The 18,787-nt window shown below is 61.5% G+C and carries 17 protein-coding genes; 12 read left to right on the top strand and 5 right to left on the bottom strand.

The genetic code is table 11. The features are described 5' to 3' along the window. Positions 1–24 precede the first annotated feature (24 nt). A complete protein-coding gene (locus AO064_RS12565; protein ID WP_064053501.1) occupies positions 25–474 on the top strand; it encodes a hypothetical protein in 450 nt (149 codons plus the stop codon). A gap of 17 nt (positions 475–491) precedes the next feature. On the opposite strand, the gene treS is transcribed toward AO064_RS12565, so the two are convergent. Continuing rightward, positions 492–2,555, bottom strand: coding sequence for a maltose alpha-D-glucosyltransferase (gene treS / locus AO064_RS12560; RefSeq protein ID WP_064053500.1), 2,064 nt, complete (start codon positions 2,553–2,555; stop codon positions 492–494). Positions 2,556–2,786: 231 nt separating this feature from the next. Continuing rightward, a complete protein-coding gene (locus AO064_RS12555) occupies positions 2,787–3,551 on the bottom strand; it encodes an AraC family transcriptional regulator (protein ID WP_012724483.1) in 765 nt (254 codons plus the stop codon). A 187-nt stretch (positions 3,552–3,738) separates the two neighbouring features. On the opposite strand from AO064_RS12555, the gene AO064_RS12550 reads away from it, so the two are divergent. The 5 genes from AO064_RS12550 to AO064_RS12530 are packed head-to-tail and all read left to right on the top strand — an operon-like array spanning position 3,739 to position 10,168. Beyond that, positions 3,739–5,364 carry an APC family permease gene (locus AO064_RS12550; RefSeq protein WP_064053499.1) on the top strand — a complete coding sequence of 542 codons (1,626 nt, stop codon included), beginning with the start codon at positions 3,739–3,741 and terminating at the stop codon, positions 5,362–5,364. A 14-nt stretch (positions 5,365–5,378) separates the two neighbouring features. Then, a complete protein-coding gene (locus AO064_RS12545; RefSeq protein WP_064053498.1) occupies positions 5,379–6,305 on the top strand; it encodes a 4-hydroxyproline epimerase in 927 nt (308 codons plus the stop codon). Positions 6,306–6,347: 42 nt separating this feature from the next. Further along, positions 6,348–7,295, top strand: a complete 948-nt coding sequence (locus tag AO064_RS12540; protein ID WP_064053497.1) for a dihydrodipicolinate synthase family protein — start codon at positions 6,348–6,350, stop codon at positions 7,293–7,295. A 59-nt stretch (positions 7,296–7,354) separates the two neighbouring features. Next, positions 7,355–8,926: an aldehyde dehydrogenase (NADP(+)) gene (locus AO064_RS12535; protein ID WP_064053496.1), complete on the top strand. Its 1,572-nt coding sequence runs from the start codon at positions 7,355–7,357 to the stop codon at positions 8,924–8,926. A 3-nt stretch (positions 8,927–8,929) separates the two neighbouring features. Beyond that, a complete protein-coding gene (locus tag AO064_RS12530) occupies positions 8,930–10,168 on the top strand; it encodes an NAD(P)/FAD-dependent oxidoreductase (RefSeq protein WP_064053495.1) in 1,239 nt (412 codons plus the stop codon). Positions 10,169–10,340: 172 nt separating this feature from the next. Here the strand turns inward: AO064_RS12530 and AO064_RS12525 are convergent, their stop codons facing one another. Together AO064_RS12525 and AO064_RS12520 are read right to left on the bottom strand one after the other, a co-directional pair. After that, entirely contained in the window at positions 10,341–11,321 is a 981-nt protein-coding gene (locus AO064_RS12525; protein WP_043205407.1) for a GlxA family transcriptional regulator, read from the bottom strand. A 341-nt stretch (positions 11,322–11,662) separates the two neighbouring features. Continuing rightward, a complete protein-coding gene (locus AO064_RS12520) occupies positions 11,663–12,271 on the bottom strand; it encodes a LysE family translocator (protein ID WP_043205408.1) in 609 nt (202 codons plus the stop codon). A 728-nt stretch (positions 12,272–12,999) separates the two neighbouring features. Here AO064_RS12520 and gcvA point away from each other — a divergent pair. The 4 genes from gcvA (at position 13,000) to AO064_RS12495 (ending at position 15,887) form a co-directional block, all read left to right on the top strand. After that, complete coding sequence (gene gcvA / locus AO064_RS12510) at positions 13,000–13,905, top strand: transcriptional regulator GcvA (protein WP_064053493.1); 906 nt, start codon at positions 13,000–13,002, stop codon at positions 13,903–13,905. A 76-nt stretch (positions 13,906–13,981) separates the two neighbouring features. After that, the gene (locus tag AO064_RS12505) at positions 13,982–14,809 is read left to right on the top strand and encodes a DMT family transporter (RefSeq protein WP_064053492.1); all 828 of its coding nucleotides are present in this window, start codon (positions 13,982–13,984) and stop codon (positions 14,807–14,809) included. Between the two features lie 29 nt (positions 14,810–14,838). Then, positions 14,839–15,600: an SDR family oxidoreductase gene (locus AO064_RS12500; RefSeq protein ID WP_064053491.1), complete on the top strand. Its 762-nt coding sequence runs from the start codon at positions 14,839–14,841 to the stop codon at positions 15,598–15,600. A 41-nt stretch (positions 15,601–15,641) separates the two neighbouring features. Further along, positions 15,642–15,887 carry a hypothetical protein gene (locus AO064_RS12495; RefSeq protein WP_064053490.1) on the top strand — a complete coding sequence of 82 codons (246 nt, stop codon included), beginning with the start codon at positions 15,642–15,644 and terminating at the stop codon, positions 15,885–15,887. Positions 15,888–16,045: 158 nt separating this feature from the next. On the opposite strand, the gene AO064_RS12490 is transcribed toward AO064_RS12495, so the two are convergent. Further along, the gene (locus AO064_RS12490) at positions 16,046–16,636 is read right to left on the bottom strand and encodes a TetR/AcrR family transcriptional regulator (protein ID WP_064053489.1); all 591 of its coding nucleotides are present in this window, start codon (positions 16,634–16,636) and stop codon (positions 16,046–16,048) included. A 166-nt stretch (positions 16,637–16,802) separates the two neighbouring features. On the opposite strand from AO064_RS12490, the gene AO064_RS12485 reads away from it, so the two are divergent. Both AO064_RS12485 and AO064_RS12480 read left to right on the top strand, forming a co-directional pair. Then, complete coding sequence (locus AO064_RS12485; RefSeq protein WP_064053488.1) at positions 16,803–17,903, top strand: alkene reductase; 1,101 nt, start codon at positions 16,803–16,805, stop codon at positions 17,901–17,903. A 52-nt stretch (positions 17,904–17,955) separates the two neighbouring features. Continuing rightward, the gene (locus tag AO064_RS12480) at positions 17,956–18,744 is read left to right on the top strand and encodes an SDR family NAD(P)-dependent oxidoreductase (RefSeq protein WP_064053487.1); all 789 of its coding nucleotides are present in this window, start codon (positions 17,956–17,958) and stop codon (positions 18,742–18,744) included. Positions 18,745–18,787: the final 43 nt, after the last annotated feature.

Raw genomic sequence — 18,787 nt, 5'->3', positions numbered from 1 at the left:
CGCACAGCTGACAGGTACCCCGCCATGATCGACAAACACCTGCGGATCCTCATCGTGGATTCGCTTCACGCCCATGTCGTGCAGATCGAAAAGCTGCTGAACCGCATGAGCTATCACTGCATCGCCACCGCCAGCAGCGACCGGGAAGGCCGGCAATTGAGTCGCGCCGGGCTAAGGCGCTTCGATGTGCTGCTGGCCGCTGACCACGTGGTACGCAAGCCTGGCGTGGCGGGTTCTGCGTTTGATGCCTACGACATCGCGAACGTGTTTATCTATGGCCGGCCTGCCGACAGCGAACAGGTGCACCTGCCCAGCCACGGTGAGCGTTACTGGCGCAGCGGCTTACCGGAATACTTGGTGTTGGAATGGTTCATGGCCCGTTCCAAGCGCAGCCTGCCGGAGGCTGCCGCTCACCCTTTGCGAACGCCTTGCACAGACTCACCCGGTTACTTTGCGCTGCCAGGCGCAAGGTGACCGGGTATCGGGGGGCGTCAGATCGGGGCGCTGCTAACGACCCTTAGCGCCAACCCTTCATACGCATCCAGCGTGATGGTGAACGCGCCCTCCGCCGTCAAATCCCCCTCGACCCGTTCGTTGATGATGTCCACCACCATCCCCGCAGCGATATCCGGCAGGTGCAGGGTCTCGGTGATCGGCGTGGCGCCGAAGTTCAACGCAGTGATTTGCGTGCCTTTGCCGGCCGGCAATTCGTGGACCATCACCAACAGCCCTGGGTTTTGCACTTCCGGCACTTGGATCTGGCGGCTGGCGGCGATGTCGTAAGCCCGGCGTACCACAAGGATTTTTTGCAGTTGCGAGGCGAAGGACTCAGGGTCCTGCAATTGGCTGTTGAGGCTGCCATACAAGCTTTTCGAGCGCGGCATATGGCCGGCGGATAATTCTGCGTCCGGGTTCAGGTCCACCAGGTCATAGGCGCCGCGATGAATCCAGCGCGTGTCGCCATCCTGCATCAAATGCTCGACCTCTTCGGCGGCCAGCGGCAGCGCGCCCACCAAGTCCCAGCCCGACAAGGCAAACACACCAGGCTGCATGGCGTTGTACATCACCAACAGCAAATGGATCTGGCGAATCTGCAGAATATCCGCCGCCGTAATGGCCTCCAGATCCCGAATCCCCAGCGCCGCCGTGATGATGCTGGCGGTGGTGCAGGACACACCATTGGTCACAAACTTGAGGTTGTAGGGGGCATGTTCGCCGGTCAGGCGTTCGTACATCTGTTCGCGAATGTGCTCGCGCAGGATATTGCCGGGGAAGGTCTGGCCCTGGTACAGGAAGGTGTCATGGGCGTGCAGGGTCCAGAAGTGCACCAATTCCAGGGTCAATTCATCGTGATTCTGCAACGCATGGATCAGCGAACCGGGATCGATGCCCTGGCGGTGCATTTCGCGCAGCATCAGGCGCAGGAACTCGGCGTCGCCCATCAGCAGTGCATGCTGGTACGCCGGGCGGGTGATGAAGTCGTAGGACAGATCGGCACCGCCGTGAGACATGGATGCAATGTCATCCACGGTGAGGTTCAACTCCTGGAAGCTGAAGCCACCGGCCTTGCGAATCGCCCCGCCCAGCAGTTGGTTACCGGTGATCGACAGCGGATGGCTCTCGGACCAGGCCGTGCCGTCCAGCTTGCGCTCCACGCCGAGAAACCCGTTGGCGTCCAGGCGCAGGATCTTCGCCCCCATCACGTCGATGGCATGCAGGGCATCGCCGATGATCATCTGCTGTGCGGCGAAGGTCGGGTCCAACCAATTCAGCGACGGTTGGCCTTCCTTGAAGTAGTGCAGGTACACCCAGCGGCGCGGCTTGCCATCCACGCCCAGCACCACGTTTGTGGCGCTCCAGTCGGTTTCCTTGACGCCGGGCTCAAAGAAGATCACGCGCTGCAACTGGCCGACGATGTAGTGTTTGTCACGCAAGGCATCCACCTGGACGGGGCTGAGGTTCTGCGCATCGCGGCCCTCTGCGACGTCAGGAAGCAATGGCCAATCTTCTTCGCGGATCTCCACCATATGGTAAAGGCCGGGATAATCCTCGTACGCCATCTCGGCCAGGCGAAAATCCGCGCCCTTGCCGGTATGGGACGGGATTACGTCGTCGATGATCACCGCATTGTGCGCCGCCGCCATGCGCGTCAACGCCTGCAATTGCGCTTCGGTGCCCAGTTGCGGGTCGATCTCGAAACTGATGCGGTCGAAATTGCCGTCGATGGTGGGCGTGTGCTCCGAGCCGTTCAGGCCGCCGGACTTTTTCAACGGGCCGTTATGGATGCCTTGAATGCCGATCTTCGACAAGGCATGCCACAGCGCTTCATCCCCCAGCGCCTCCAACACCGTGCCGCCTTCACGGGTCACAATCGACGCCGGGTAGGCGGTAAACCACACGGACGACAAGGCCGAGGCATCCCGTGGCCGCGTCTGCGCATAGGGTTGCTGCCACAACCGGCCCTGGCCCGAATAGAGCTTGGCCCGCTGGCGTGCCGCGTGCAGCATCGATTGTTCCACCAGCCAGTTCACATGGTTGTTTTCAGCCGCCGTCATAAGCCTGATACCTGTCGTCGTGATGCATTACTCGTGAACATATGAGGGTTGTGCGGGCCATTCGTTGCATTGCGCTGGCCGCACTGACACAAAGCAACCACCGTTCGGGCTTGCTGTGGTGAGCAGGCTTGCCCTGCGCCGGGCTGCGAAGCAGCCCCTTGGGTCGGCGGTGAATCCCACAGGCAGCCTGCACACAGTTGGATGTTCATTAACACCCCAGCAGGTAGGTGCTCAGGTCTCCCGATACTGCCTCGGCGTAAACCCCGTCGAGGCCTTGAACTGGCGAGTAAAAGCGCTGTGGTCGGTGTACCCGCACTGCAGCGCCACCTCGGTGATCGGCATGTCGGTGTGCAACAAGCGGTGGGCATGCTCCAACCGCACCTTCTGGATCATCTGCCGGGGCGTGAGGTGGAACACGCGTTTGCAGTAGCGCTCCAGTTGCGCCACGGAAATGCCTGCGATGCGCGTCAGCTCACCCAGGGTGACGCGGCGGTTGAAGTGCGCGCGGATGTGCGCGTCGACGGCCGCCAGGCGTTGGTAGGCCGGGTGACTTTCGCTGGCGGTTTGCAGGTCCACCGAGATGCCCGCCAGGCCGATGATTGCGCCCATGTGGTTGTACAGCGGCCACTTGTGGGTCAGGCACCAACCCGGTTCACGGGTGCCATAGAGGTGCAATTCCAGCTGGTCCTCCAGTACAAACCCCTGCTCCAGCACGCGCTGATCCTGTTCGGTGTAACCCGGCCCCAGTTGCGCGGGGAACACTTCAGCACTGGTCTTGCCCAGCAACGGTTGCAGGTGCTTGAGGCCACAGCGCTGCACCAGGGTGTGGTTGGCGAGCACATAACGGGCCTCGGTGTCCTTGATGAAAATCGCCGCATTGGGGATCACATCGAGCATCGGCAGTAACTGCGCCACGCCGGCCAATAGCTGCTCGATGCTGTGGGGCCGATTGGCCTCAGGCCCTTGGCAAAGGGTCGCAAACGCGCTCTGCATCATGACGGTTGATCCCCACTGACGGCCTCGACGCGTAGCAGATTGCCCGATGCCCGAGGCGCTGTCGAGCGGTGCAAACTGTGCTGATTTCGTCATCGTTGTCGGCAAAAAACATCAATCGCGCCGCCGTTCATGAGTTCACTGTAGGGGCACTGCATGCCTATCCAATAACTCACAAGAAGGCGACGCTATGTCAGGTCAAGGCAAGTTCAAGAAACAACTTTCATTGATGGACCTCACCTTTATCGGGCTGGGCGCCATCTTTGGTTCGGGCTGGCTGTTTGCTGCCAGTCACGTCTCCGCCATTGCAGGTCCTGCGGGCATCATTTCCTGGCTGATCGGTGGTTTCGCGGTGCTGCTGCTGGGCATCGTGTACTGCGAACTGGGCGCCGCATTACCGCGCGCCGGCGGCGTGGTGCGCTACCCGGTCTATTCCCACGGCCCACTGCTGGGCTACCTCATGGGTTTTATCACGCTGATTGCGTTCTCCAGCCTGGTGGCCATCGAGGTGGTCGCCTCGCGCCAATACGCTGCGGCGTGGTTTCCCGAGCTGACCAAAGCCGGTTCCAGCGACCCGACCACCCTCGGCTGGCTGGTGCAGTTCGCCCTGCTGTGCCTGTTCTTTATCCTCAATTACCGCAGCGTGAAAACCTTCGCCATCGCCAATAACATGGTGAGCGTGTTCAAGTTCATTGTGCCGTTGCTGGTGATTGGCGTGCTCTTCACCTTCTTCAAGCCGGCGAATTTCCAGGTGCAGGGTTTCGCGCCGTTTGGTCTGTCAGGTATCGAGATGGCGGTGTCGGCCGGCGGCGTGATTTTCGCCTACCTGGGGCTCACGCCGATCATCTCGGTGGCCAGCGAAGTGAAGAACCCGCAACGCACCATTCCGATTGCGTTGATCCTTTCGGTACTGCTCTCGACCGCCATCTACGTGTTGCTGCAAACCGCGTTCCTCGGTGGCGTGCCCACGGAAATGCTTGCCGATGGCTGGGCCGGGATCAGCAAACAACTGGCGCTGCCCTATCGGGATATCGCCCTGGCGCTGGGCGTGGGTTGGCTGGCGTACCTGGTGGTGGCCGACGCGGTGATCTCCCCCAGCGGCTGCGGCAACATCTACATGAATGCCACCCCACGTGTGGTGTATGGCTGGGCGCAGACAGGCACGTTCTTCAAGATTTTCACGCGTATCGATGAGAAATCCGGCATCCCCCGCCCGGCGCTGTGGCTGACCTTTGGCTTGTCGGTGTTCTGGACCCTGCCGTTCCCGTCCTGGGAAGCGCTGATCAATGTGGTGTCCGCCGCGTTGATCCTCAGCTATGCGGTCGCCCCGGTCACCGTCGCGGCACTGCGACGCAATGCACCGCAAATGGCGCGCCCGTTCCGGGTCAAGGGCATGGCGGTGCTCGGCCCCCTGTCGTTCATCATCGCCGCGTTGATCGTGTATTGGTCGGGCTGGAGTACGGTTTCCTGGCTGCTCGGCCTGCAAATCCTGATGTTCGGGGTGTACCTGCTGTGCGCGCGCTGGGTGCCGACCGCGCACCTCAACCTCAAGCAGCAAGTGCGCTCATCCGCGTGGCTGATCGGCTTCTATGCGGTGACCCTTTTGCTCTCCAAGCTCGGCAGCTTTGGCGGTATCGGCGTACTCGCCCACCCGTTTGACACCCTCGTCGTCGCGGTCTGCGCGCTGGGCATTTACTACTGGGGCGCAGCCACTGGCGTGCCGGCCCATCTGGTGCGCCTGGAACACGAAGCCGATGAAAGCGAAACGGTCGACGAGCCCCTCGACCGCGCCCCGTTGACCCCGGCCACCCACTGATTCTGGAGCGTTTTATGAAGCGATTGCATGTGATCGACTCCCACACCGGCGGCGAACCGACGCGCCTGGTGATGAACGGTTTCCCCACGCTCATCGGCAACACCCTGGCTGAGCAGCTGAATAACCTGCGCAGCGAGCATGATAAATGGCGCCGTGCCTGCATTCTGGAACCGCGTGGTAACGATGTTCTGGTCGGCGCGCTGTACTGCGAGCCGGTCACGCCGGGCGCCGTCTGCGGCGTGATCTTCTTCAATAACGCCGGCTACCTGGGCATGTGCGGGCACGGCACGATTGGCCTGGTCGCCTCCTTGCACCATTTGGGTCGCATCGCACCCGGCGTGCATCGCATCGACACGCCTGTCGGCTTGGTAGAGGCGACATTGCACGAAGACGGCGCCGTGACCCTGGGCAACGTGCCCGCCTACCGCCATCGCCACCAAGTGCCGGTGGAGGTGCCGGGCCACGGGGTGGTGCTGGGCGATATCGCCTGGGGCGGCAACTGGTTTTTCCTGGTGTCCGAACACGGCCAGCGCTTGCAGATGGACAACGTCGATGCCCTCACCGACTACACCTGGGCGATGCTCAAGGCCCTTGAAGACCAAGGTATCCACGGTGCCGACGGCGCGCTGATCGACCATATCGAGCTGTTCGCCGACGACGACCACGCTGACAGCCGCAATTTCGTCATGTGCCCCGGCAAAGCCTACGACCGCTCACCGTGCGGCACCGGCACCAGCGCCAAGCTGGCCTGCCTGGCCGCCGATGGAACACTTGCGCCCGGAGCAACCTGGACACAAGCGAGCATCACCGGCAGCCAATTCGAGGGCCGCTATGAGTGGGACGGCGAACGCGTGCGCCCCTTCATCACCGGCCGCGCCTACATGACCGCCGACAGCACCTTGCTGATCGACGAACAGGACCCTTTCGCTTGGGGCATCTGAGCCCGGGCCACCTTTAACTGAACGATTGCAGGAGTTAGCACAATGAGCGACAACATCTTCACCGGCTGCATCCCCGCCCTGATGACCCCGTGCACGCCCGCGCGCAAGCCGGACTTCGATGCCCTGGTTGCCAAGGGCCGCGAGTTGATCGATATCGGCATGAGCGCCGTGGTGTATTGCGGTTCCATGGGCGACTGGCCGTTGCTCACCGAGGCCGAGCGCCAGGAAGGCGTGGCGCGGCTGGTGGCGGCCGGCGTGCCGACCATCGTCGGTACGGGTGCGGTCAACAGCCGTGAGGCAGTGGCCCACGCCGCCCACGCCGCCAAGGTCGGCGCCCATGGCCTGATGGTGATTCCGCGCGTCTTGTCCCGTGGTGGCTCGGCCACCGCGCAAAAGGCGCACTTCTCGGCGATTCTCAAGGCCGCGCCGAACCTGCCGGCCGTGATCTACAACAGCCCGTATTACGGCTTCGCCACCCGCGCCGAGCTGTTCTTCGAACTGCGCCGCGAACACCCGAACCTGATCGGCTTCAAGGAGTTCGGCGGCGGGGCCGACCTGCGCTATGCCGCCGAACACATCACCTCCCAGGACGATAACGTGACCCTGATGGTCGGTGTCGACACCCAGGTGGTGCACGGCTTCGTCAACTGTAACGCCACGGGTGCGATCACCGGCATCGGCAACGCACTGCCGCGGGAAGTCCTGCAACTGGTGGCACTGAGCAAAAAAGCCGCCAAGGGCGACGCCAAGGCCCGCCGCCAGGCACGTGAACTGGAAGCCGCGCTCGCGGTGCTATCGTCGTTCGATGAAGGCTGCGACCTGGTGTTGTACTACAAACACCTGATGGTGCTTAACGGCGATAAGGAGTACGCCCTGCACTTCAACGAGACCGATGAGCTCAGCGACGCTCAGCGCCGTTACGCAGAAACGCAGTACGTGCTCTTCCGGCAATGGTACGCCCATTGGTCGGCGGAACAGAACGTCGCCTGAGCCCTTGCGTGCCGCTGCGGCGCTCGCAGCGGCCACCCTTTTTTTTCCAGGACGATTCCATGACTCTGACAGGCAAGATGCTGATCGGTCAGCACGCCACTGGCGGCAATCGCGAGCCCATCCGGGCGATCAATCCCGCCACCGACACAGCCTTGGAGCCGGCCTACTTGGGCGGCGACGGCGAACAGGTCGCGCAGGCGTGCGCCTTGGCGTGGGCGGCGTTTGACGGGTACCGCGAGACATCGCTGGAGGCGCGCGCAACGCTGCTTGAAGCCATCGCCGCGCAGATCGAAACATTGGGCGATGAGCTGATCGACCGCGCCGTTGCCGAAACCGGCCTGCCCAGCGCGCGCATTCAAGGCGAACACGGGCGCACCTGCGGGCAACTGCGCACGTTCGCCCGCACCGTCCGCGCCGGGGAATGGCTGGATGTGCGGGTCGATAACGCGCAACCGCAGCGCCAGCCGCTGCCCCGGCCAGACCTGCGTCAGCGCCACATCGCGTTGGGCCCGGTGGCCGTGTTTGGCGCGAGCAACTTTCCGCTGGCGTTTTCCGTGGCCGGAGGTGACACCGCCTCGGCGTTGGCGGCCGGGTGCCCCGTAATCATCAAGGCCCATGGTGCTCACCCTGGCACCAGCGAACGGGTGGGCCGGGCGGTGGCTCAGGCGGTCAAAGCATGTGGGCTGCCGGAGGGTGTGTTTTCGCTGTTGTACGGTTCGGGCCGCGAGGTCGGCATTGCGCTGGTCACCGACCCGCGTATCAAGGCCGTCGGCTTTACCGGTTCTCGCAGCGGCGGCCTTGCGCTGATCCAAGCGGCGCAGGCGCGGCCGGAGCCGATTCCGGTGTATGCGGAAATGAGTTCGATCAACCCGGTGTACCTGTTCCCGGCGGCGTTGGCAGCCAGGGCTGAGGCGTTGGCCGAAGGTTTTGTCGCTTCGTTGACCCAAGGCGCCGGGCAATTCTGCACCAACCCTGGACTGGTGATTGGGGTACAAGGGCCCGCTTTGGATCGCTTTATCAAGGCTGCGGGTGAACGGCTACCGACCTGTGCAGCACAGACCATGCTGACACCGGGGATTGCCAGTGCCTACGCTTCAGGGGTGGCGGCAATGACGGAACATGCCGAGGTCGCCGCCAAGGGGCTGGCGGCAGAAGGTCCCAACCAAGGCCAGGCGCATCTGTTCGTGACGCAGGCACAGGCTTTTTTGGCCAATGAACACCTGCAAGCCGAGGTCTTTGGCGCCGCATCCTTGATAGTCGTCTGCGCCGATGCCGAGGAAGTCCGCCAGGTTTCCGAGCATCTCGAAGGCCAACTCACGGCCACTCTGCACCTGGACGAAACCGATTTGCCAGACGCCAAGGCCCTGTTGCCAGTGCTTGAGCGCAAGGCCGGCCGCCTGCTGGTCAACGGCTGGCCGACCGGCGTGGAAGTGTGTGATGCCATGGTCCACGGCGGCCCCTTCCCAGCCACCTCGGATTCGCGCAGCACGTCGGTGGGCACGGCGGCGATCCAGCGTTTTTTACGCCCCGTGTGTTATCAGGATTTCCCCGATGCGTTGCTGCCCGCCGCGCTCCAGCACGGCAACCCTTTGCTGCTGCGACGCTTGCTTGACGGCCAGAGGGAGGCATAGGCGATGTCCGATCCCGATATCGTAGTGGTCGGCGCCGGTATTATCGGCGTCGCCTGCGCGCTGCAACTGGCGCGCCTCGGTCGGCACGTGGTGGTGGTTGACCAGCAGGCACCCGGCAGGGGCGCCTCCTATGGCAACGCCGGGCACTTGGCCACCGAACAGGTGTTCCCGATTGCCGACGTGTCGATCCTCAAGCGCTTGCCCGGCATGCTGCTGGACCCCATGGGCCCGTTGCGCCTGGATTGGAAATACCTGCCTCGCGCCCTGCCCTGGTTCCTGCGCCTGCTGTGGAACCTGCGTCCGACGAGCTATCAGCGCACGGTCGCGGGTATACGCACGCTCAATGAAGGCAGCCTGGGCGCCTGGCAGCGCTTGCTGCACAGCATCGGGCGCCCACAGTTGCTGCGCGAGGATGGCTCGCTGTTGGTGTTTGAACAGGCCGACTCCCGCCCGGCCATCGAGGCCCTGCAACGGCGCATGCAGCAACAGCAAGTGCCCGTGGTGGTCTGGTCCGGCGATGCCATTCGCCAGGCCGCGCCGCAACTGAGCGAGCACCTCCAGGGCGGGCTGTTTTTTCCCGGCACCGGGCACTTTATCGACCCTTACCACGTGGTGTGCGAACTGGTCCAGGCCGCCAAGGCCCAAGGTGTGCAATTCCTCCAGCGCGAGGTGAAGGACGCACGCCTTGAGGAACATGGCGTCTCACTGACCACCGATCAGGGCCCCTTGAGCGCCCGCCAGGTACTCATCGCCTGCGGCGCCCACTCGGCCAAACTCACCACCGCGCTCACCGGCAAAAAAATCCCGCTGGACACAGAACGCGGCTACCACCTGATGCTGCCCCACGAGCAGCATCGCCTGCCATTCGCCGTCACCTCCCTGGAGCGCAAATTCATCATGACCCCCATGACCGACGGCCTGCGCCTGGCCGGCACCGTCGAATTCGCCGGCCTCGACCGCCCGCCGAACATGCAACGCGCCTGGCAACTGCATCGGCTGAGCAAGGGGTTGTTCCGCGATGATTTGAGTGCACGGGATGCCACCCCGTGGATGGGGTTTCGGCCGTCGTTACCGGATTCGCTGCCGATTATTGATCGAGTGTGTGAAGGGAGAGTGTTGCTTGCGTTTGGGCATCAGCATTTGGGGCTGACGCAGGCGGCGGTGACGGCGGAGATGGTGCGAGAGTTGGCGGGCAAGGATCAAGTGCAGTCACTCACGCCTTATCGTCTGGACCGATTCTGACAACAGCACACGCAGCCTATGTAGTGAGCGGGCTTGCCCCGCGCCGGGCTGCGCAGCGGCCCCAAAACCAGACGGTGAGGAGCACCTGACACACCGCGTTTTGTATTGATTGGGGCTGCTGCGCAGCCCAGCGCGGGGCAAGCCCGCTCACTACAGGAGGAGTCGAGTGCAATCACTTCACCAACCGCTTCTCCTTGGAGGGGCGATATCCGAAATACGAGCTATAGCACTTGCTGAAATGACTCGGCGAAACAAACCCGCACGCCACCAACACCTCCACCTGTGACAGCTCGGTGTGCTGCAACAGCCGCCGCGCTTCGGTCACGCGCAGTTCCATGTAGTAGCGCTGCGGTGTCGTGCCCAGTTGTTCCTTGAACAGGCGCTCCAGCTGACGCCGGGAGCGGCCGGCGTAGACGGCAAGTTGGTCCAGTTCCAGGGGTTCTTCGAGGTTGGCGTCCATCAGCTTCACCACCTCACGCAGGGGCGCGCTGACGCTGACGTTTTCGGTGGGTTTGATCCGCCGGTAACGTGACTCTTCGAAGGCCAGGATGTCTTCGATGCCTTCGACCAGTGCCTTGTCGTGCAGGCCCTTGATCCAGTCCAACGCCATGTGGAACGCGCCGGAGGGGCTTGAAGCCGTGAGGCGGTCGCGGTCGATCACGTAGGGTTCGCTGGTCACGTGGGCAGCCTTGGACACTTCGGCCAGGGCTGGGCGGTGTTCAGGGTGGATGGCGCAGCGATAGCCTTGCAACAAACCGGCGCGGCCGAGGAACCAGGCGCCATTCCACAGACCGGCGAGGCCGATACCGTGCTCGGCGGCGGTACGCAGCAGGTGGATGAGGTCTTCACTGGCCTTGAGTTCAGTACGGAAACCGCCGCAGACCACCAACAGTTCCAGGTCTTGCAGGGCCGCGCCATCAAGGCGCGCGTCGGGGCGGATTACCAGGCCCAGGTCGCTGATGACTTCGCCATCGTCCAAACCGAAGGTGCGCGAGGCGAACAGTTCGGGGCGCAGCAGGTTGGCGGTAACCACCGTGTCGAGGGTCTGGGTGAATGCGGGCAAGGAGAAATGTTCGAGCAACAGGAAGCCAACGCGAGTGACCGAGGCCGGCTGTTGGGTTTCATTGAGGTAGCGCAGGTTTTTGCCTTTCATGCCACCGCTGAATTGACGTCTTTCCATCGAGGGTTTGCCCACTCTTATTGTTGATGCAATGTGCACCATCTTAGGGGCAAACACGTGAGTTGTCTCAGGCGCTGATCTTGAGCAAACCGCAACCGCATCAAGCCCGCAGCAGAACAGTGGCAACGGCATCTGATACGGTTTTTTCTTCGCTATCTGCGTCTGTATCGAAACACTGTTTGGGCGGACAATAGCGCCATTCCTACCCCCTTCCCTTCGGAGGCCTTATGACCAAGATGGCACTTTTCCTGTTCGGCTTTTTGGTGTTGACCATCGGCATCGGCCTGCTGGCGACCATCTCCCCCGTGTGACGCTCAACCGGCAAACAACATCGGGTACAGCGACAGCACCAGCAGCCCCGCCATCGACACATTGAAGACCCTCAGCCAGCGCGGCTCACGCAACACGTTGCGCAAGCCGCTGCCACACCCGACCCACACGCACACGCTGGGCAAGTTGACCACGGCGAACACCAGTGCAATCACCAGCACATTGGTGACGTAGCCTTCGGCCGGCGTATAGGTGGTGATAGCACCCAACGCCATGATCCAGGCCTTGGGGTTCACCCACTGGAACGCCGCCGCGCCGAGGAACGTCATCGGCTTGCCCTGCGCATCATCGCTGTCGGACATACCGCCCGCCGTCGCGATCTTCCACGCCAGGTACAACAGGTACGCCGCGCCGACGTAGCGCAACACCGTGTACGCCCATGGGAACAGCTTGAACACCTCGCCCAACCCCAGGCCCACCGAGATCACCAGCAGCATGAACCCCATACTGATCCCCAGCGCATGAGGCATCGACCGGCGGAACCCGAAGTTCACGCCAGAGGCGAGCAGCATGGTGTTATTGGGGCCTGGCGTGATCGAGGACACGAAGGCGAACAGTACAAAGGCTGACAACAGGCTGGTAGACATGAACATGACGCGGCATCCGAACACAGGTGATAGTCCTGTGACAGTAAAGGCTTATGGACCGCCCTGACCCGTACAGCCACAGTACGATTAAGGCATACACTTTTTTGCCAAAGCTTTCACAAACCTTTCACAGATGGGCGCTTATGGTGAATCCAGCTCCTAATGAACATCCTTTTAGCCCGCGCTCCCCACGCGGGCTTTTCTTTGCCTGGGATTTGTCACGCTGGAATAAACGCCTCGGCCCAAACTGCGATTGGCAGGCAAAAAAAAGGCAAACCATTCATCATGGCTTGCCGCTATTTTTGCCTGTCCGTTAACGCGGACCGCCACCACCGCCTGGGCCACCTGGGCCACCGCCCTGACCATGTCCGCCACCATGACCACCACCGCCACCTCCCGGTGGCATGAATATCCAGCAGCCCGACAAGGTCGACAACAACGCGACAACCACAGCCGCCTTAGTTAGATAACTCAACTTCATGACCACACTCTCTTACTTGACGAGATTAACTTCTCGCTGGATATGACAGTGCGAACCGAAAGGCGTCACGGCTATCGTGTAACGCGATGGTAGGGTTTGTATGCGTGACGGTACAACGTGAAGACCGCTCCAGGGTTACCTCAACCCTTTGCGCAGACCTGGCAACCGTGAGGTCGAGTCAAAGTACGCAAATCAATTACCATGAGCCTTCATTCATGGAAACGATTTCCACAAGACTCGCCGGGGCCGACCAATGAGAGACCTACCTCCAACCGCCACGCTGCGTGCTTTCGAGGTTGCCACCCGGCATGCGACCTTCACCTCGGCTTCAGAGGAGTTGCATGTAACCCAGAGCGCCGTCAGTCATCAGTTGAAGCACCTCGAAGACCTCTGGGGCCTGCAGCTGTTCCAGCGTGGCAAGTCGTTGCGCTTGACCCCCGCCGGTGCGGCGCTGGCGCCCATCGTGCGCGAGTTTTTCATGAACCTGGAGGCCACACTGTCTGACCTCAGGGAACAAAAAGGCAGGGTCCGGCTCAAGGTCAGCGCCACCTACTCCTTCGCCCTGAAATGGTTGCTCCCGAGGTTGCCGAGCTTGTCGCAACAGCATCCGGAGATTCTGATCACGCTGGAGACCAGCGACAAAGCAATCACGTTTTCCAGCGCAGATTCAGACGTGGCGATCCGCCTGGGCAACGGTAATTACCCCGGCCTGCACTCGGAGTTCATGCTCAGGGAGCAGATATTTCCGGTGGCCAGCCCTGACCTGCTCAACCGCTTTGGCACCCCGCAGGAGCCCGCCGAGCTGTTGCGTTACCCGCTGCTGACGCGCGACGGCGCAGACTTGGTGCCCAAGTGGGAAGCCTGGTTTGAACACGTCGGCGTCGGGAGTTGCGCGCTCAACGAAAGCGTCAGGTTTGCTGATACCAACATGACCATTGAGGCGGCATTACTGGGCCATGGCATTGCTTTGGCCCGTAGCGGCCACGTCGAAGCTGAAATCAACGACGGTCGCCTGGTGAGGCTGTTTGAGGTGCCGTTCGCTTCACCGGTCGCCTACTTTTTTGTCTGCCCCAAAGGGATCGAATCCCAGCCTCACATCATCAGTTTCCGTCACTGGCTGCTGGCCGAATCAATCCAAGCCCAGCAGCGCTATCGATAAAGCATGAATAATCACTCATGCCAGGATGAGCGGACTTCGCTTTCAGGCCCAGCCATAATGTTACTTAATATGGCGCATGCCTTTTCCTATCGTTCTACTCATCCTCTTCGCCGCGCTCCTGCATGCCAGCTGGAACGCGCTGTTGCGCGCCGGCAACGACCGGCTGTGGTCAATGACCGTGATGTGCCTGGCGGTGGCCGTCGCCAGCACGGTCATTGCCTTGTTCCTCACGCCGCCCGCCGCCGCCAGCTGGCCGTACGCGGTCCTGTCGGGCGTGTTGCACGTCGGTTACAACCTGTTCCTGGTGCGCAGCTACAAAGTCGGCGACCTTGGGCAAACCTACCCGATTGCCCGTGGTTCCTCGCCCATTCTGATCACCCTGTTCGCCTTCGCATTCGCCGACGAGACGGTCAGCGCAGGCGCGCTGATAGGCATCGTATTGGTGTCAGGCGGCATCATTTCACTGGCCTTCAAACAATGCAGGCTGGCCGTCCCCAGCCTGCCTTACGCCTTGGGCACGGGCGTTTTCATTGCGGCCTACAGCGTGACGGACGGCATCGGCGCAAGGCTGTCCGACGCGCCGTTGGCCTATACCGCGTGGATGTGTGCGCTCTGGGGCATCACGATGCCCCTGGTTTACGTTGGCCTGCGCAGCACGCGCAGCCTGCTCACGCCGCGCCCAGGTTTCATCACGGCCTTCCTGGGTGGGCTGGTCTCCCTGCTGGCCTATGGCATCGTTATCTATGCCATGTCAGAGGCGCCGATGGGTGCCGTGTCGGCGTTGCGCGAAACCAGCGTAGTGTTCGCGGCATTGATCGGTTATTACTTCCTGGGCGAGTCACTGACTGTCCGAAAAGTCCTCGCGTGCGTGGTCATTGCGACCGGCACGATCCTTATCGGCTGAACCCTCAGCCCTCCTAAAAGGCGCAAGCAATGGATACTGTCTCTTCAGCCCCCCTCATTTTGATCACAGGCGGCAGCCGAGGTGTCGGCGCGGCAACGGCGCGGCTGGCGGCTGCGCAAGGCTACGATGTGGCAATCAGCTTCGTCAGCAACGAGGCCGCCGCCCTCGGCGTGGTGGCCGATGTGCAAGCATTGGGGCGATGCGCCCTGGCCATTCGCGCCGACAGTGCAGACCCAGAACAGGTCGCTCACCTGTTCGCCGCCATTGACGAGACGTTTGGACGTATCGACGTGCTGGTCAACAACGCCGCCATCATTGCGCCTCAATCGCGCTTCGAAGACCTCGACTTCGCCCGTATGCAACGCATTTTCGCAATCAATGCCATCGGCCCGATGCTGTGCGCACAGCACGCCGTGAAACGCATGTCGCTGCGCCACAACGGCAAGGGCGGCAGCGTGATCAACGTGTCCTCGGGCGCCGCCCGGCTTGGCAGCCCAAACGAATATGTCGACTACGCCGCCTCCAAGGGTGCCCTGGAGACGTTCACCATCGGGCTGTCCAAGGAAGTCGCGCGCGAAGGCATACGCGTCAACTGCGTACGCCCGGGGCACATCTACACCGACATGCACGCCAGCGGCGGCGAACCTGGCCGCGTGGATCGCGTCAAGGACAGCATTCCAATGGGCCGGGGCGGAGAACCCGAAGAAGTGGCGCGGGCCGTGCTTTGGCTGGCCAGTTCAGAGGCGTCGTTTATCACCGGGACCTTTCTGGATGTGACTGGGGGGAAGTAACCTGTAACACGGGTGTCGGACAGAGATTGATGGGGGAATAGATGGACGATTTGATACAAGGGCTCGATGGGCCCAGGACTGCACAGCAGGAATTGTTCTACGACCTGGAAGATGCGGCGGCGGTGATTGGGTGGTCGGTGGTTGAATTGACGGCGATGGCGGGTAGCGACAGAACGCCGGATGAGGCCGTGACGTTGATGAAAATATGCGCGTTGTTGGCCGCGCAGCAGAAAAAAATGAAGGCTTATGCGAGTGAGGTTAAGGAACAACGGATCGTGAGAGCGTAAAGCGGATGGATTTATTTTCAGGAGAGTCGACACCCTCACCTGCTTGCGCTCGTGCTTAGGAAAAATCTGGCAATCAATAAGTAAACGTATAACCCCTGACCATTAAACCCCATAGACGCTAGCTATGGGGTTTCCATGAGTGGTGGTCCGCTATCGACTCAGTCAGCGCCTTTCTGCATACCCAACGGCAACGACGCCATGATCTCAGCACGGCACGTTTCGAGTATTTCATCCGCCAGAGCAGAGTCATCCGGGCACGCCCGCGACAACATCACTGCGCCGATTGCATGCGCCAGCAGGTCGATCATTTTTGCGCGGACGTCTTGCTTCGTCGTATCCGGACCCGCCGGGTAATTTTCCTCGAGTGCTGCGAGGGTGCTCTCTACGCCGCTGGCGAAGGTCGCCTTTAACTCATCTGACTGGCGGGCAGCATCGCCACACAGCGCCGCCATGGTGCATCCGCCGCTCCTGCCGTCTCTGTGCTCGCGCGACACATACATGTTGACGAACCCCGTAACGTCGAGGTGGCAGGTATTGGCCAGGGATTGCGAAAGGCTGTTTTCAGCGGCCTCGGCCATCAAGTCTGCTTTGGAACCGAAGTGTTTGTAGAACCCGCCCTGGGTAAAACCGGCAGTCGCCATCAGCTCTGCCACCCCGACGCCATCGTAGCCACGCTCACGAAACAGCGCTGACGCCGTCTCCACAATATGAGCCCGGTTGGCGATGGATTGCGTTTTGGTGATCTTCATTTTGCGCTCCTGTGCCTCCTGAACAATGGCCTGACTATACTCTGATGTCAGTCATAATCAAAAACGTTGACATCTTTGATTATGATCGACATCATAAATTCCTTACTGCAAGCCTCTGCCACTACGGCGCAGGTCGCCGTCATTGATCAACGAGTATGGAATCGATATGAACGACAAGACCTTGTTTGAACCCTACACGCTCGGCTCACTGACGCTTTCCAACAGAATCGTAATGGCCCCCCTGACACGGAACCGTGCGGGCGCGGGCTTTGTTCCAAGCGAGCACGCTGCGACCTATTACAGTCAGAGAGCCTCTGCAGGCCTGTTGATTTCCGAGGCCACGCAGATCTCACAGCAGGGCCAGGGTTATCAAGACACCCCCGGGATTTATACGCAGGCACAGATAGACGGATGGCGTTCTGTCACAGAAGCCGTTCACGCGAAGGGCGGACGCATTTTCCTGCAACTGTGGCATGTGGGGCGCGTGTCCCATACCGACCTTCAGGAAAATGGCACAGCACCGGTGGCGCCCTCTGCGCTCCGTGCAGCGACGAAGGTGTTCGTCAACAATCGTTTCGTGGATGTTTCTGAACCTCGGGCGCTCGACATCAGCGAACTGCCCGGCATCGTTGGCGACTTTCGTCGCGCCGCGTTAAACGCAATTGCGGCTGGTTTTGATGGTGTAGAAATCCATGGTGCGAACGGCTATTTACTTGACCAGTTCCTCAAGGACGGCGCGAATGTGCGCACGGATGCCTACGGTGGCTCGGTTGAAAATCGTGCGCGCTTGTTGCTGGAGGTTGCGGCGGCGGTAGTGAGCGAAATCGGTGCTGAGCGCACGGGCATCCGCCTATCGCCAGTGTCGCCGGCCAATGGGGTGTCCAGCACCGACCCGCAAGCCCAATTCGATTACCTCGTCGATCAACTCAACGCCCTCGGCCTGGCTTACCTGCATGTGGTCGAAGGCGCCACTGGCGGGCCTCGCGACGTGGCGCCCTTCGACTTCGGCGCCTTGCGCCAACGCTTCAATAACACCTACATCGCCAACAATGGCTACGACCTGAACCTGGCCACGTCGACACTGATTGAAGACAAAGCCGACCTCATTGCCTTCGGCCGTCCGTTCATTGGCAACCCTGATTTGGTAGAGCGACTCCAGACCGATACGGCTTTATCCGCCTTTGACCCGGCCACCCTGTATGGCGGCGGCGCCGCGGGCTACATCGACTACCCGCCACTGACTGAAAGCGGCCAACGCCACCCCTGAACGTCACCTTTGCGAACGTTCCCGCCCTACATCCACAACAGAGAATCAAGCCATGAGACTCCCTAACACCGTCCTCATCACTGGCGCCTCGACGGGCATCGGCGCCACCTATGCCGAGCGCTTCGCGCAACGCGGCCACGACCTCATCCTGGTCGCCCGCGACAAAAATCGACTGGAGGCGCTGGCAGCGCAACTGCGCGATAAACACAAGGTCGCCATCGAGGTACTTCAGGCTGACTTGACCCACAGCAGCGACCTGGCGGCTGTCGAAACGCGCCTGCGCGAGGACACCAGCATTGGCATCCTGGTAAACAATGCGGGTGCCGCGCAATCCGGCAGCTTTATCGAACAGTCCACCGACAGCGTTGCTCAACTGGTGACGCTCAACACGACCGCGCTGGTGCGGCTGGCCAGCGCCATCGCCCCTCGCCTGGCCCAGGCCGGGGACGGCGCGATTATCAACATAGGTTCAGTGGTGGGCCTGGCGCCGGAGTTCGGCATGACGGTCTACGGCGCGACCAAGGCCTTTGTACTGTTTCTATCCCAAGGCATGAGCCTGGAATTGACGCCCAAAGGCGTCTACGTGCAAGCCGTCTTGCCAGCCGCCACGCGTACCGAGATCTGGGAGCGAGCAGGCATCGACATCAATACCCTGACTGACGTGATGGAGGTCGGCGATCTGGTCGATGCGGCGCTGGTAGGTTTTGATCGTCGCGAACCCGTGACTATTCCTCCCTTGCAGGATGCCGCCCGCTGGGATGCCTTGCAGGCTGCACGTCAGGGTTTACTGGCGCAGATTCGACAATCCGATGTCGCCGAGCGATACACCACCACTGCCTAAATACGCCCCATATCACGGGGCTGCCATACCTAATGCCAGTCAT

It is taken from the genome of Pseudomonas marginalis, from assembly GCF_001645105.1.
GTDB lineage: Bacteria > Pseudomonadota > Gammaproteobacteria > Pseudomonadales > Pseudomonadaceae > Aquipseudomonas > Aquipseudomonas petroselini.
This window is presented reverse-complemented; position numbering and strand designations above follow the sequence as displayed.

What these genes read in the sequence shown, in the direction of transcription:
- AO064_RS12500 (WP_064053491.1), top strand. Translation starts at nt 14,839, where the DNA reads ATGGATACTGTCTCTTCAGCCCCCCTCATTTTGATCACAGGCGGCAGC.
- AO064_RS12520 (WP_043205408.1), bottom strand. Translation starts at nt 12,271, where the DNA reads ATGTTCATGTCTACCAGCCTGTTGTCAGCCTTTGTACTGTTCGCCTTC.
- AO064_RS12485 (WP_064053488.1), top strand. Translation starts at nt 16,803, where the DNA reads ATGAACGACAAGACCTTGTTTGAACCCTACACGCTCGGCTCACTGACG.
- AO064_RS12490 (WP_064053489.1), bottom strand. Translation starts at nt 16,636, where the DNA reads ATGAAGATCACCAAAACGCAATCCATCGCCAACCGGGCTCATATTGTG.
- AO064_RS12525 (WP_043205407.1), bottom strand. Translation starts at nt 11,321, where the DNA reads ATGAAAGGCAAAAACCTGCGCTACCTCAATGAAACCCAACAGCCGGCC.
- AO064_RS12505 (WP_064053492.1), top strand. Translation starts at nt 13,982, where the DNA reads ATGCCTTTTCCTATCGTTCTACTCATCCTCTTCGCCGCGCTCCTGCAT.
- AO064_RS12480 (WP_064053487.1), top strand. Translation starts at nt 17,956, where the DNA reads ATGAGACTCCCTAACACCGTCCTCATCACTGGCGCCTCGACGGGCATC.
- AO064_RS12565 (WP_064053501.1), top strand. Translation starts at nt 25, where the DNA reads ATGATCGACAAACACCTGCGGATCCTCATCGTGGATTCGCTTCACGCC.
- AO064_RS12555 (WP_012724483.1), bottom strand. Translation starts at nt 3,551, where the DNA reads ATGATGCAGAGCGCGTTTGCGACCCTTTGCCAAGGGCCTGAGGCCAAT.
- AO064_RS12530 (WP_064053495.1), top strand. Translation starts at nt 8,930, where the DNA reads ATGTCCGATCCCGATATCGTAGTGGTCGGCGCCGGTATTATCGGCGTC.
- treS (WP_064053500.1), bottom strand. Translation starts at nt 2,555, where the DNA reads ATGACGGCGGCTGAAAACAACCATGTGAACTGGCTGGTGGAACAATCG.
- AO064_RS12535 (WP_064053496.1), top strand. Translation starts at nt 7,355, where the DNA reads ATGACTCTGACAGGCAAGATGCTGATCGGTCAGCACGCCACTGGCGGC.
- AO064_RS12550 (WP_064053499.1), top strand. Translation starts at nt 3,739, where the DNA reads ATGTCAGGTCAAGGCAAGTTCAAGAAACAACTTTCATTGATGGACCTC.
- gcvA (WP_064053493.1), top strand. Translation starts at nt 13,000, where the DNA reads ATGAGAGACCTACCTCCAACCGCCACGCTGCGTGCTTTCGAGGTTGCC.
- AO064_RS12545 (WP_064053498.1), top strand. Translation starts at nt 5,379, where the DNA reads ATGAAGCGATTGCATGTGATCGACTCCCACACCGGCGGCGAACCGACG.
- AO064_RS12540 (WP_064053497.1), top strand. Translation starts at nt 6,348, where the DNA reads ATGAGCGACAACATCTTCACCGGCTGCATCCCCGCCCTGATGACCCCG.
- AO064_RS12495 (WP_064053490.1), top strand. Translation starts at nt 15,642, where the DNA reads ATGGACGATTTGATACAAGGGCTCGATGGGCCCAGGACTGCACAGCAG.